Annotated in this window: 13 protein-coding genes; 1 reads left to right on the top strand and 12 read right to left on the bottom strand. The window is 65.9% G+C overall.

The window, feature by feature from the left end; translation table 11 throughout:
• Nucleotides 1-71: 71 nt before the first annotated feature.
• Complete coding sequence (gene efp / locus AC6RA4_RS06510) at nucleotides 72-635, bottom strand: elongation factor P (protein WP_500158579.1); 564 nt, start codon at nucleotides 633-635, stop codon at nucleotides 72-74.
• A 215-nt stretch (nucleotides 636-850) separates the two neighbouring features.
• Between efp and AC6RA4_RS06515 the strand changes: the two genes are divergently transcribed.
• Entirely contained in the window at nucleotides 851-1,180 is a 330-nt protein-coding gene (locus AC6RA4_RS06515; RefSeq protein ID WP_007797315.1) for a DUF6280 family protein, read from the top strand.
• 102 nt (nucleotides 1,181-1,282) lie between these two features.
• Here the strand turns inward: AC6RA4_RS06515 and AC6RA4_RS06520 are convergent, their stop codons facing one another.
• The 11 genes from AC6RA4_RS06520 to AC6RA4_RS06570 all read right to left on the bottom strand — a co-directional run.
• A complete protein-coding gene (locus AC6RA4_RS06520) occupies nucleotides 1,283-2,599 on the bottom strand; it encodes a hypothetical protein (RefSeq protein WP_500158582.1) in 1,317 nt (438 codons plus the stop codon).
• A gap of 69 nt (nucleotides 2,600-2,668) precedes the next feature.
• Nucleotides 2,669-4,078 (bottom strand): TolC family outer membrane protein, encoded by a 1,410-nt coding sequence (locus AC6RA4_RS06525; protein ID WP_500158584.1) that lies wholly within the window; start codon nucleotides 4,076-4,078, stop codon nucleotides 2,669-2,671.
• A 36-nt stretch (nucleotides 4,079-4,114) separates the two neighbouring features.
• Nucleotides 4,115-4,765: a protein-L-isoaspartate O-methyltransferase family protein gene (locus tag AC6RA4_RS06530; protein WP_500158586.1), complete on the bottom strand. Its 651-nt coding sequence runs from the start codon at nucleotides 4,763-4,765 to the stop codon at nucleotides 4,115-4,117.
• Between the two features lie 142 nt (nucleotides 4,766-4,907).
• Complete coding sequence (locus AC6RA4_RS06535) at nucleotides 4,908-5,243, bottom strand: phage holin family protein (protein ID WP_500158588.1); 336 nt, start codon at nucleotides 5,241-5,243, stop codon at nucleotides 4,908-4,910.
• Nucleotides 5,244-5,252: 9 nt separating this feature from the next.
• The gene (locus tag AC6RA4_RS06540) at nucleotides 5,253-5,567 is read right to left on the bottom strand and encodes an ElaB/YgaM/YqjD family protein (protein WP_500158590.1); all 315 of its coding nucleotides are present in this window, start codon (nucleotides 5,565-5,567) and stop codon (nucleotides 5,253-5,255) included.
• A 167-nt stretch (nucleotides 5,568-5,734) separates the two neighbouring features.
• On the bottom strand, nucleotides 5,735-6,409 hold the full coding sequence (locus AC6RA4_RS06545) for a hypothetical protein (protein ID WP_500158592.1): 675 nt from the start codon (nucleotides 6,407-6,409) through the stop codon (nucleotides 5,735-5,737).
• Nucleotides 6,402-6,770, bottom strand: a complete 369-nt coding sequence (locus AC6RA4_RS06550) for a response regulator (protein WP_500158594.1) — start codon at nucleotides 6,768-6,770, stop codon at nucleotides 6,402-6,404. Before AC6RA4_RS06550 ends, AC6RA4_RS06545 begins: the two co-directional genes overlap by 8 nt.
• Nucleotides 6,767-8,731 (bottom strand): ATP-binding protein, encoded by a 1,965-nt coding sequence (locus tag AC6RA4_RS06555; RefSeq protein ID WP_500158596.1) that lies wholly within the window; start codon nucleotides 8,729-8,731, stop codon nucleotides 6,767-6,769. Before AC6RA4_RS06555 ends, AC6RA4_RS06550 begins: the two co-directional genes overlap by 4 nt.
• Nucleotides 8,732-8,744: 13 nt before the next feature.
• Entirely contained in the window at nucleotides 8,745-9,686 is a 942-nt protein-coding gene (locus AC6RA4_RS06560; RefSeq protein WP_500158598.1) for a response regulator, read from the bottom strand.
• Complete coding sequence (locus AC6RA4_RS06565) at nucleotides 9,687-11,108, bottom strand: hypothetical protein (RefSeq protein WP_500158600.1); 1,422 nt, start codon at nucleotides 11,106-11,108, stop codon at nucleotides 9,687-9,689.
• Nucleotides 11,105-12,803: glycosyltransferase family 2 protein (locus AC6RA4_RS06570; RefSeq protein WP_500158602.1), on the bottom strand; the 1,699-nt coding region annotated here is incomplete at its 5' end. The genes AC6RA4_RS06570 and AC6RA4_RS06565, both read right to left, overlap by 4 nt.

Genomic DNA, 12,803 nt, shown 5'->3' on the forward strand with positions numbered 1-12,803 from the left:
CCGGAGGCCTTTGGTCATCTCGTCATGTCTGCCCCCGGATCGCACGGGGACAAGAGTGGTCGGCGCGCGGGTTATGCGCGTTCCGAATACTCCATGGTTTCGGTGTTCACGACGATGTCCTCGTCCTGCCCGACGAAGGGCGGGACCGAGATGCGCACGCCGTTGTCGAGCACCGCGGGCTTGAAGCTGTTGGCCGCCGTCTGGCCCTTCACCACCGGCTCGGTCTCGGCGATCTTGCAGACCACCTTTTGCGGCAGCGTCGCGTTGAGCGCCTCGGCATCATAGAATTCCACCACGATGGTCATGCCGTCCTGCAGGAACGGGCGACGGTCGCCGAGAATGTCGGAGGGCAGCTGAACCTGGTCGTAGGTCTCGGTGTCCATGAAGATGAGCATGCCGTCATCCTCGTAGAGGAACTGCATGTCCTTCTGCTCGAGACGCACGCGCTCGACCTTGTCGGCGGAGCGGAAGCGCTCGTTCAGCTTGGAGCCGTTGCGCAGGTTCTTCAGCTCGACCTGAGCGAAGGCACCGCCCTTGCCGGGCTTCACATGATCCACCTTCACGGCAGCCCACAGGCCGTCGTTGTGTTCCAGCACGTTGCCGGGGCGGATTTCGTTACCGTTGATCTTGGGCATGGGGCAAAACCTTGGCCAAAGGTTGATGATTGTCTGGCCGGTCCTATATCTGGCCAGTCCTGCCCATGCAAGACAGCGAATATCGTGTGCGTAAGAATTAAGCAATGATGTGAGCGCATGTCAGCCATGCGTTTGTGGTGTATCCGAATCAAACGGAATGGTTCATAACGCCACGCACGCCGGAAAAGACAAGAGCAATAATCAAAGGTCGAAATATGAAAGATTTCGTGGATAGCACAGCCTTCAATGCCGAACAGGGCAACCGCGCACGCAAGCTTTTTGCGGCCGTGGTTCTGGCTGCGCTCGACGACGCGATCGCCGACGACAAGAAATACGGCAATGGCCCGGAGCAGATCGCCCGCTGGGCGCGGTCGCGCGACGGCCGTGAAGTTCTGAGCTGTGCCGGCATCGACCCGAACGAACGTGTTGTTCAGGGCCTGATGGAATTTGTCGGCAAGGGCATCCGTACCTCTGTTGCGCTGTCGCGCGAAGAGAGCGAACGCCGTAACGCTGCCGCAGCGGCGGATCGCGCCGAAGCAGCCTGACATCTGCCGAACACCTCGGCACGTTGAACGAAAGGCGCTCCCTGCAAGGGGAGCGCCTTTCGGTTTTTCAGGAGACGGGAGCGCGCGGCCCGCGCGCCTCGATCAGTCGAAATGTTCGCTGGTCACCATGCGGTGGATCTCGCGGCGCACCATCTTGCGCACGTTGCGGGTGATGCGCTCGCCAAGCGCACCCTGCAGCTCCTGCCGGATGATCTCGGAGACCAGATCGCGCAGCATCTCTTCGTCGAACAGGTCGACCGGCGCGGGCAGCGCATCGCCATCATCGGTAGCCTCAGGCAGATGCGTCGCTTCGGCGGTCCCGCCCGAAACCGGCTCGGAGCCTTTCCAGACCGGTCCTTCGAGCACCAGCGCCTCGGGCTGTGTCCGACGCGGTTGCTCGATCTCCTCGGGCTTGTGGTCCTGCCATTCCAGCGGCTTCTGCGGGCGGTGGACAAAGGCGGCCTGCGCCGCATCGGCGCTGTCGTCAGCGACGGGGTCGGCCGCTGCCTCGATCTCTGCCTCTGTCTCTGCCTCTGCGACCTCGGGAGCAGGCTCGGACTCGGCTTTGTGACGCGCGATCATTGCCTCGAGCGCGGCAATTTTTCCGGCGAGACCGGTGTCCGGCTCGGCCTCGGCCAGCGGCGGCCGCATCTCGGGCAGCTCGGGTTCCGGCAGGGGCACATCGGCGGTGGGGATGCCGTCATCCAGCTCTGACAGATCGGCGACGGGCTGGTCGGGCTCGGGCGCGGATTCGGGCGCCGGTTCAGCGATCTCCGCAATCCGGCTCAGCAGCTCCGCGGTGTCGTCGTCCTCCACCGCTGGCTCGGGCGTCAGCGCTTCGGGCTCAGGCTCAGGCTCCGGCGCCGCACGGCTCGCCTCTTGCGACGGCTGCGAGAACGCTCGCGCGAGTTCCTCTTCCACCAGCTTCCCGAGCAGGGTGGAGGCATCGAAGGACGGCTCGTCGCCGGCGTCTTCGTAAATCTCCTCGAACTCGTCGTCCGAGGCCGTCAGGCCGAGCGTCAGACGCCGCGCCGCGGCGGCGGGGCCGGTCCTTGCCTCCTGCCGAGGCTCGGCGTCAGGCTTTGCGGCGGCGCTCTCCGGCTTGGTCTCGAGCGGACGGGCTTTGCGGCTGGGGCGGAAGGGGACGGCAGCGCTGTCGCGCAGCTCGGCTTTCGGCTCAGACGCCGGCGCGCTGTGAGGGCGGGGCTCTGTGGCAGAGGCGCGTGACGCAGCCGCCCTGCCCGGCGCGGGCGCAGGGTCGGACAGGTCGTCCGGCACGCGCTGTGCCGGGGTCAGCACCAGCCGTTCAGGCTTGCCCTGCTCGCGCGCCGCGGCCTTCGGACGGGCGTCGTCGGCGACGAGTCGCCGGATGGAGGACAGGACATCCTCGATTTCCACATTCGTCACGGGATCGGACATTCATTTTCCACTCTTGCCTCGCCGAAACTCTACCGCGCCGACTGATTCCAGACAACCGATGTGAAAAGGCTAGTTTTTTCCGAGGGCACGAAGGACACGGTCGAGCTCTTCGCCTTGTCGCGAGGTGACCGGAGCGGTCTTTACCAAGTCGTAATAGGCCGCCGGATCGTAGCGCGGCACATCCAGCGCCAGCCGCTCGGCGGTGAGCTGGCCGATCGAGGCCAGCACCGCATAGGCTGCAATGGTCTGATCGACCTCGGCCGAGATCTGGGCCGCGCGCGCATCGAGCAGTTCCTGCTCGGCATCGAGCACGTCGAGCGTGGTGCGGGCCCCCAGCGCGGCCTCTTCGCGGATGCCTTCAAACGCGACACGGGCCGCGCGGACCTGCTCCTGTGTCGACACGATGGAGGCCTGTGCGATGCGCAGCTGGGCATAGGCGCTGCCCACCGATTGCTCGACCTGCTGACCGGCGGTGTAAAGCTGCGCCCGAGCGGCATCGCGGTTGGCCATGGCCTGCCGCACACCCGAGGACAGCCCACCGCCCTGATAGATCGGCCCGCTTAGCCCGAGGGTGACCGAGCCGCCCTGCGACGCATCCTCCGAATCGAAGGTCCCGCTCATGCCCCAGCGCCCCTCGAGGTTCACCGTGGGCTTCATCTGCGCCTTGGCGATGGCGATGGCGATATCGCTGCCGGCGACCGCGTGGCGAAGCTGTATGATCTCGGGATGCTCGCGCAGCGCCTGCGCCTTTGCCGTCGCCATGTCGGGGGGAATGCGCGGAAGCCCCTGCGGCGGCACCGGGTTGTCGGGGTAATTTCCGACCACGGCCTTGTAGACCTCGCGGTTCACCGCAAGCGTCCCCTCGGCGGCGGCCAACAGGCTGCGCGCGGCGGCAAGCCGCGCCTCGGCGGCGGCAACGTCGGTGCGCGTGACCTCACCGACCTCGAAACGGTCCTGCGCGGCGCGCAGTTCCTCGCCGATGACGCGCACGTTGTTGCGGCGCAGCTGCACCGTCTCGATGGCGCGGCGCACTTCCATGAAGGCGGAGACGCCGTTGTAAAGCACCTGCTGCTCGACCCCGACCAGCCCCGCGCGTGTGGCCAGCACCGCCTCGCGCGCGGCATCAAGCCCCATCAGGCGCGCCCCGCCGGCGTAGAGCACAAGCGAGGCGACGAGGTTGGCGCTTGCGGTGGTGCTGGCGTAATCCACCCAGATGCCACCGGTCGACGACAGGCTGTTCTGGGCTCCGAAGCTGCGGGTGACGCTGCCGGTCCAGCCGACCACCGGGCGCAGCGCCGCAACCGCCTGCGCGACATCTTCGTCGGCGGCGCGCAGCACGGCGCGATTCTGATCGAGCAGGCCACTGGTGATGTAGGCGCTGGACAGGGCGCTGGCGAGCGTCTCCGCCGCAACGGACACCGGGGAGAAGGCCGCGAGGCACAGCCCCGTCACCATTCCAAGCAGCGACCTGCGCACCATCCGCGTCCCCTCCATCAGCGCGTTTTGCGGGGCCCCTCAGAGTGCGAAGGCGTCCTGCTTTTCGAAACCGGGCAGCACCGGGGCGCTGGCGTTGAACGCAAAGCGCCAGGTGATCGCACCGTCGATCTTCCAGCCGACCCGGACGGTGCCAAGGGCGCCTTCCATGAACAGGCAGACGATGCGCCCACCATCCTTGAGCTGCGCGGTGAGTGCCTCGGGAAGCTGCTCGACCCCGCCTTCGATGACGATGGCGTCGTAGGGGCCATGCTCGGCGGCACCGGCGGCGAGCGGACCGTCGTGGAACACCACGTTGTCGGCATGCTCGATCAGCAGGCTCTGCGCCTCGTCGGTGAAGGTCTCGTCCCCTTCCACCGCGACGACCGCCTCGGCGATGCGGGCGATGACGGCGGAGGAGTAGCCATAGCCGGCGCCGATATCGAGCACGAGATCATCGTTGTCGATGTTCACAGCGTCGAGCATCTTGGCCAGCGTCCGGGGCTCCAGCACCACGCGGTTCTCGGCCAGACGCACGTTGCGGCCGGCATAGGCGGCCTCTTTCTCGGCCTCCGGCACGAAGACTTCGCGCGGGATGCGGAGCATGGCGTCGATGATCGGGAACTTGGTGACGTCCGAAGGCCGGACCTGCGTATCCACCATCATGCGGCGGCGCGTGGCGAAATCGGTCATCCGCTAAACTCTTCCGTTCAGTATGGTCCTGTACGGTTCTGCCATACTTGCCCGGGTGCCGCAATGTCGGAAGAGGTCGCATTTGCCGCAACGGAAACGGGCGCCCGCAGAAGGGGCGCCCGCCTGTCAAAGCGTGGGCTGTTCAGTCGTCGTCATCATCGCCGCGCCGGCCAGCGGCAGAGCCGGCGGCGCGCCCGGCGAGGAAGGCCTCGAGCAGGCTTGCGATGCTGGTCGCAGGCGGCGGCGGCGGGGCCGGAACCGAGCGGCGCGCCGCCATCAGCAGCAGGATCAGCGCAAGCGCGAGATAGCCTCCGCCAACGATGAGCAGCGCCGTCCGCGGGTCATAGCGCGCCGCCAGCGCCACCAGCGCGGCCTGTGTCAGGTAGACCGCAGAGACGATGACGCAGATCAGCGCGAGCGCTCCAAAGACGATCCGGCGGATGAGTAGACGCAGCCGAAGCTCGAGCGCGTAGAACATGGGCAGCCGTTACCTCCGGGCGTTCAGGTAGCCCAGCAGGAAGCCGGCAGCTGCGGCGATGCCCACCGCCTGCAGCGGCGTGGCGCGGATCTGGCCGATGGCCTGGTCCTCGAACTCGGCCACGCGGCGACCGGCGTCGCGCAGCATCTCTTCGCCCTGCCCGCGCACGTCCTCGGCCTTGGCACGGGCCTTGGCCTTGGCCTCGCGGCCGCGGCGGGTGCCGATGTCGCCGACCATCTCGGTCAGCGAGGACAGGTCCTTGCGCAGGGTGGCAATCTGGTCGCTCAGCGCGTCGAGGTCGCGCTCTTTGCTGCTGGTGCTCATGCTGGTCGAAGCTCCATTGCTGGTCGGGGTGTTTGCCGTCGTGTTGGCCATGATCCTGGCTCCCTTGATCGGTGTGTCCTTTGACAATGGAACGAACAGCCCCGGCCAAAGGTTCCGACATATGGCGACAAACGGGTCGGCTTCGTGTTGCGGCGCGGGATGCCGCCTCAGAACTCGCGCCAGAGTCCGATCTTCAGCGACGCGGCATCATTCGTCAACTTGTACGCGCCGCCCAGCTCGAGAAACGTGTTTCCGTTGAGATTGATCACATGCGAGGGCGCGATCGAGAAGGCGTTGTCGCCACCGGTGGGCGCGGAGAACTGAAACTGCACCAGCGACAACGAACCCGAGGCGTGGTTGAGCCCGAGCGTGGTGTCGATCTTGCCCTCTTCCGAGCCGTCGCCGCGGAAGGCGTAGGACGATTCGATCCCCGCCCAGGCATTGCCGAACGCGGTCTGGAAGCCGCGCCCCCAGGACAGGCCCGGACGCACGAGACCATAGGTCTCGTCGGCGATCTCGATGGCGCCAATTCCCAGCTCGACCGAGATCCACGTGCCGGAATCGGTCGAGACCACCGGCGTGCGCAGGAAAAACAGACCCGTCAGGTCCCCGGAGCCGTCGCTGCGCCCGGCGTCGATGCCGAAGGTCAGGCGCTCGGTCACGCCGTATTCGTAGAACAGCGAGGAATAGTTCCGGTCCGTCGTCTCGTTGACCTGGAACTGATAGGAATAGGACAGGAAGGACTGCCCCTCGGCCCGGGGCCACGCCCCTGCCCCGGCCTGCGCGGCGGAAAGCAGCAGCAGAATGGACGCCGCGACCAATCGGCGCTGGGTCTCAGCCATCGCCGTAGACCTTTCGCAGCACATCCGCGAGCGTCAGCGGGTCGAACGGCTTGGGCAGCACATCCGTGGCGCCGGCCCTGTGCAGATCGTCGTTCGAAACCGCGTCCGACTTCGCGGTGCACATCAGCACCGGCTTGCCCTCGTTCGCCGGGTCGCTGCGCACCGCCCGAAGCAGCTGGCGGCCGTCGGGCGGCGGCATCATCAGGTCGAAGACGAACATGTCGTAGGCGCCGGTGGCGATCTCGGCCATCGCCTCTTCGCCGGAGGTCACGGCAGTGAGGTCGATCCCCTCTTCGCCATCCAGGGCGAGTTCCACCAAGGTGATGATGTCGCTCTCATTGTCGACAAACAGGACTTTCATTCCGCCGCGCTCCGTTGATCTGCCTGATCCAGCGGCAGACGCACGGTGAAGGTCGAACCGTGTGCCCGGTCTCCACCGGCTTCATCAACATGTACGCTGTCGAGCGTCAAAGTCCCACCCATACGCTCGACAAGCTCGCGGGAAATTGCCAGCCCGAGACCGGTACCGCTCGCTTGCGTGTCCGGACCGTGCGCCGGCTTGGCGAAACGCTCAAAAATTGCGCCTTGCGCGCCTGCCGGGATGCCGGGGCCGTGATCGCGCACGCTGATCGCGATCTCGTTCCCGGACAGGACACTCGAGATCTCGACGCTTTCGCCCTTCGGCGAATACTTCACCGCGTTCGAGATCAGGTTGTCCATCACCTGTTGCATGCGTCGCGGATCGACATGCACCGACGCCCCGGTGTTCTGCAGCTCGAGCATCAGCCCGACGCCGAATCCGTCGGCATAGCCCTGCATGTTCGCCATCGCTTCGCGGGCGATGTCATTGGCGCGGATGGTCTCGAGGGTCACGTCAAGCCGGCCCTGATCCATCGCCTGAAGCGTCAGGATGTCGTTGACCAGCATCAGCAGACGGCTGGCATTGCGTTCGGCGAGGTCGAGGAGCTGGCGCGCCTTGGGCGGCAGATCGCCGCCAAAGCGCGACGTCAGCAGACGCATCGCGCCGTTGAGCGAGGTCAGCGGCGTGCGCAGCTCGTGGTTCACCGTCTCGACAAAGGCGGTGCGGGCGCGGATCAGACGCTCTTCCGCCGACACGTCGGTCAGAACGCAATAGAGCGTGTGGCCCTCAACCTCTTCGACACGGCTGATCCGGCAACGGATTTCCCGCCCGATGACCCCATGCCGCCCGCCCGCGTCGGGGACGAAGATGAACGAGGTGCTGTCGACCAGCTTGTCGAGCTCGATCGGCGCGCTGGCGCGAAAGCGTTCGACCGCTGCCCCCGCGGTCTCGACGCCAAACAACTCCTGCGCGCGACGGTTCGAGGTCCGGAATTCGCCCAGTGCATCGAAGACGATGATGCCGTCGTCGACGTTCTGGAAGATCGCCTGAAACTGTTGCGCCGCACGCTTGGCCTTCCACGCTTCTCGCTCGATCTGCGCCAGGCTCAAGCGCAGCGCAAGCATGCGGCGATGCGCCAGCACCGCCGCATAGAGCGCGAGGCTCGAAATCAGGGCGAAAACCACGGTGAAGGCCACGGCACGCAGCAGGAAGCTGCGGATCACCACCGAGCGCGGCAGTGCGATGACGGTCTGCAGATGCGTACCGGGGATCGGAACGCCTGCGCGCACCAGCCGGGTGTCGCGCGCCGTGGCCAGCCCGTCCGAGCTGAAGGCGGCAGCGCCATCCGCGGACCGGATGTCGATCAGCATCTCGGGGTCGAACCGGGTCTCTTCCAGCAGCGCCCCGAAATACTCGGCCCCCAGCGAGGATGCGAGAACGCCGACCACCTCGCCCGAAGGCGCGCGGATGGGCCACGAGATCGGCGTGATACGGCGCCCGTCGGCGCGGGAATCGATCGGATCGCCAACGAGGAAGTCGTTCACCTCACCTTCCATGGTGCGCTGAAAGTAATCCCGATCCGACAGGTAGAGCCCCAGAAGCCCTTCGAACGATGCCCAGCGCACCGCCCCCTCGGTATCGAGCACCAGCAGGGATTCGATCTGGTCGACATTCGCAACAAGCTTGCGCAGCGCCGGACCGTGCTCGGCTTCGAGCGCGGGAACGCGGTAGAGATTGAAACTGCCAAGTTGCTCGGCCATCTCGGAGGCCTGAAGCGTGGCGATCTCGAGCGAGCTCAGGAAGTGCTCGTTGAACAGCTCGGCGACGTGGTGCAGATGGGTATGCCCCTCGCGCACCGTGCGTTGATAATCGTAATGCAGGAAGAACAGCAGCAGCGCCCCGCTCGCCAGGACAAGAGCGACAAAACCGCTCTGAAAACCGCGCGCAAGCCGGTGGGGCATGGTCTGTCCCTCCCTAGTGGTTCCGCCTGCCCGAGCCCGCGACCCGGATCCCGTTGCCCCCCTGCTGCGCCTGATCCTCAAGCGCACCGAAGGCCTTGCCCAGCGCTTCGGATACGGTGCCCGCGGTGCCCGGCAGCGTCACTCCGACGCTCACCCCGGGCAGCGCGCCCTTGAGCTTTCCCGGCATCGACTCCAGCGCCCGCTTCACCGACATCGCAAGGTCGCGCACGTCAGCCAGAAGCGCGTCGTCATCATGCACCAGCGAGGCACCGCAGAAAGTGTCGCCTTCCCAGTGGGCCAGCATGTTGCCCGCCGGCATCCGCACCTGCGCCAGCACCTCGGCCACGGATGCGAGGATCGCCTGCCGCTCGCGCGAGCTGAAATCGACCGTGTTGCGGGCCGTCGCATCGACCGAGATCGCAAACACCCCGAGCGCGTCGATCTGGTTTTCGCTCACCTGACCCAGCGCGTCCTGCAGCGAGTCGCGGTCCGCAAGCAGCCCCGGCAGCGAGAACTGCGCCCGTGCCCGGCGCGAGCCCCGCGAACTGCGCGGCCCCGACTTGCGCCGGTCGAGTTCCGCCTTCAGCCGCAACTGCGCCCGCAAGCGGGCCTGAAACTCGATGCGGTCGAACGGTTTGGTGAGGTAGTCGTTGGCGCCGGCCATGAAGGCACGCGACAGCGTGCTCTTGTCCTCGCGGCTCGTCAGCATCACGATCGGCACGTCACGCCACTTGTCCAGCGCCCGGATCCGCGCGCAAAGCTCGACCCCGTCCATTTCGGGCATCATCACGTCGAGCAGCACCAGATCCGCCGCCGCATCCGACGCAGCCATGCTTTCGAGCGCCTCCTTCGGGTTCCCGAAAGAAGACACATCGTGATAGCCGAAATCGGCCAGCGTCGCCTTGATCAGTTCGCGCGCGATCTCGGAGTCGTCGACCGCGATAAACTTTCGCACTTAGGTGCCTCCTGCTCTGTTGACACGGTAGACCTTCCAGCCTCCCGAATCATATACGAGATCGAATCTCGAATCGTTGTTATTCTTTAGTCTTGGTAGCGCTCGCAACAGGCGATCTTGGACAACCGGCGCATTTTCTTCCACCTCGATGACAAGGAAGTTTCCAGTCGCCCGGCCGCCAAAAAGCACGCGATCATAGGCAGGGTCCCCTGCGGCAATGAAATTTCTCGCATTTCCCATCGCCGCGACGAGATCCGGATGGCGCTCGACATCCGCGAGAACCTCTTCGCGATCGCGCAGAAACGCCGCCACCTGTGCCGCCTCGGCAACACGGTTCGGCACAGTTTTCCCGCTTGCGGCCTGCAACCACGCGCGGCTTTCAGGGCCGCCCAGCGTTCCAAGCGCCCACAGCCCCAGCATCGCCGACAGCAACGTCAGCGCCGCCAGAGGGGTCGACCGCAGCGAGGTCCGCGTCCACCAGCGCGCCGCCACCGGAATGGCGCCCAGCGCCGGGGCCGCCACCAGAACCGGATCGGGCTCGACCGGATAGACCCGGTTCAGCAGCGCCATGCCCACCAGAGTCAGCACCATGCCGCCCAGCGGCATCGAGAAGCGCGGCTGCAGGAACAGCCGGAAGATCACCATCAGGGGCACCGGCAGCAGGCAGAAGATGGCGAGAAAGGTCGCGCCGGCCCATGTGTTGTCCGGCGACAGCAGGCGGACGGCAAAGAAGTTGGTCTTCAGCACCGCGCTGACGAAGAACAGCGACAGAACCGCCGCCACCACCGGAAAGAACATCGACACGAGGTAGCCCGAGGGCGACACCACGAGCAGGCTCGGGCGCGCCGACAGCACCAGCGCGGGAAGGGTGGCAAGGGCGAAGAGCACGCCAAGCTCGTGCGACATGGTCACCACCAGCAGGCCAAGCGCCACCTTCATCATGTCGGGCGCCGTGCCGAACAGGCGGATGTTCACCAGCCCGCGGAAATAGAGCCATGCGCCGAGGATGAGGCACATCATGCTCGGTCCCTCGCTCAGGCTGCGCAGGAAGATCGGGTTCATCACCAGCAGCAGCACCACCAGGACCGCCGACAGCCGGTCATAGGCCGCCCGGTTGATCAGATTGTAATACCACGCCACCGCCAGCAGGCCGCCGATCATGGCGCTCAGAACATGCGGCAGGGGAATGTCGGTGCCGCCGCTCAGCGACTGCATCACCAGCGCGATGGAAAAGGGCAGCGGCGGGAAGAAGGCGTCAGTGGCGCGGAACACCGCCGGGCCATCCGTCAGCACGATGGCCTTGGCCCACATCTGGATGGTGGCGGAGGAGAGGAAACCGTTCGCCTCGACCCAGGCGATGGGCAGCAGCATCGCCGCGCTCGCCAGCAGCCACATGGCGATCTTCCAGACCAGATCCCTCATGTCGCCGCCTCGCCTTCGTCACCCGCCGCCTTGAGTTCGGCGGCGGTGTGCTTCGAGAGGCCGTGCTGGGTCTTTTCCCAGTAGAACGGGTTCGAGACCAGCTGCTTCAGCGCCTTGTAGGAGGCGATGGTCATCAGCACCCAATAGCCCACCACCGTCACCCCCCACGGCGCGAGATAGGTCCAGCGCCGGCGGAACGGTGCCACCATCGTCAGGTAGATCAGCAGCGCGTTCCCGGCGAGCAGGTTGATCAGCGACATGTAGAGGATGGTGGGCGGGAAATACGGCTCGATGAGCTGCGCCCCGAAGATCATCCACAGCACGAAGATGCCCCAGAAGATCGGGTTCAGCAGGCCCGACAGGAACGTCCCGCCGATGAAGAAGACGAAGCCGATCACCCCCGACAGACCCACCGTGCGCGCAAGGTGCACCGGACGCCGGGTGTGCACGAGGAAGGTCTGCATGTAGCCCTTGATCCAGCGCGAGCGCTGGCGGATCCAGTTCGGGATCGAGACGTTGGCCTCCTCGAAGGTGGTCGAGTCGATGACTCCCACCCGGTAGCCCTTCTGGGTGAGCCGGATGCCAAGGTCGGCATCCTCGGTGACGTTGTGCGGATCCCACGCCTTGAGCTGACGAAGCACGTCCATGCGGAAATGGTTCGAGGTGCCGCCCAGCGGGATCGGCACGCCAAGGCGCTGCAGGCCGGGCAGCATCAGGTCGAACCACAGCGAGTAGTCGAGCGTGAACATCCGCGTCAGCCAGTTTTCCTGCGCGTTGTAATAGTTCAGGCGGCACTGCACGCAGGCGGTGTTGGGCGACGATTGACGGAAGGTGGCGATCACCTTCTTGAGCTGGTCGGGCTCGGGCTTGTCCTCGGCATCAAAGATCACGAGGAAATCGCCCCGCGCGTATTGCAGCGCGTAATTGCAGGCCTTGGGCTTGGTCTGCGGGTGCGAGGCCGGCACCAGAACGATCTCGAACACGCCCTCGAGGTCGAGCGAGCGCGCCGCCTCGATGGTCTCGTGATCGCTCTCTTCGAGCACGATCTTGATGTCGAGCTTGGCCAGCGGATAGTCGAGGTTGCGCAGCGCGTTGGTCAGGATCGGCAGCACTTCGGGCTCGCGGAACATCGGCACCAGAACGGTGTAGACCGGCAGCTCGTCGTCATGCAGCAGCGCCGCCTCGGCGGCGATCGATTGCGACATGCGCTCCTGCGCCTCGCTGCCGACCCAGACCAGCGTCGCCTTGAACAGGAAGTTGCCAAGGTAGAACAGCGTCATCACAAGGTTCAGCGCGATCAGCGTCGGCACCGGCGCAAAGGCCAGCCCAAGCAGGAACAGGCTGATGCAGCCGTAGAGCACCACCACCTGCGCCGGCAGGATCACGTTCGAGGCCGACATCACCGGATCGGTCTCGGCCAGCCCGAACACCGCCTCGTGCGACTGCTCCTCGCGGAACGCGCTCTGCAGCGCCAGCGAGATGTCGATCCGCGGCGCCACGGCGATGTCGACCTCGCTGCCGAACATCTCGATGATCCGGACCAGCGTGATCGGGCCCGGGCGCGAGGTCGCGACCGTCAGCCGGCCGTTCTCCTCGCGGTAGGGGATCACCTGCGCCTCGGTCATCTCGGTGACGTCGTACCGGCGCAGCAATGCGGTGTCGGCCGGGGACTCGGACAGGTCGAGCAGCGGCACG

The sequence above is a fragment of the Salipiger sp. genome, from assembly GCF_059781815.1.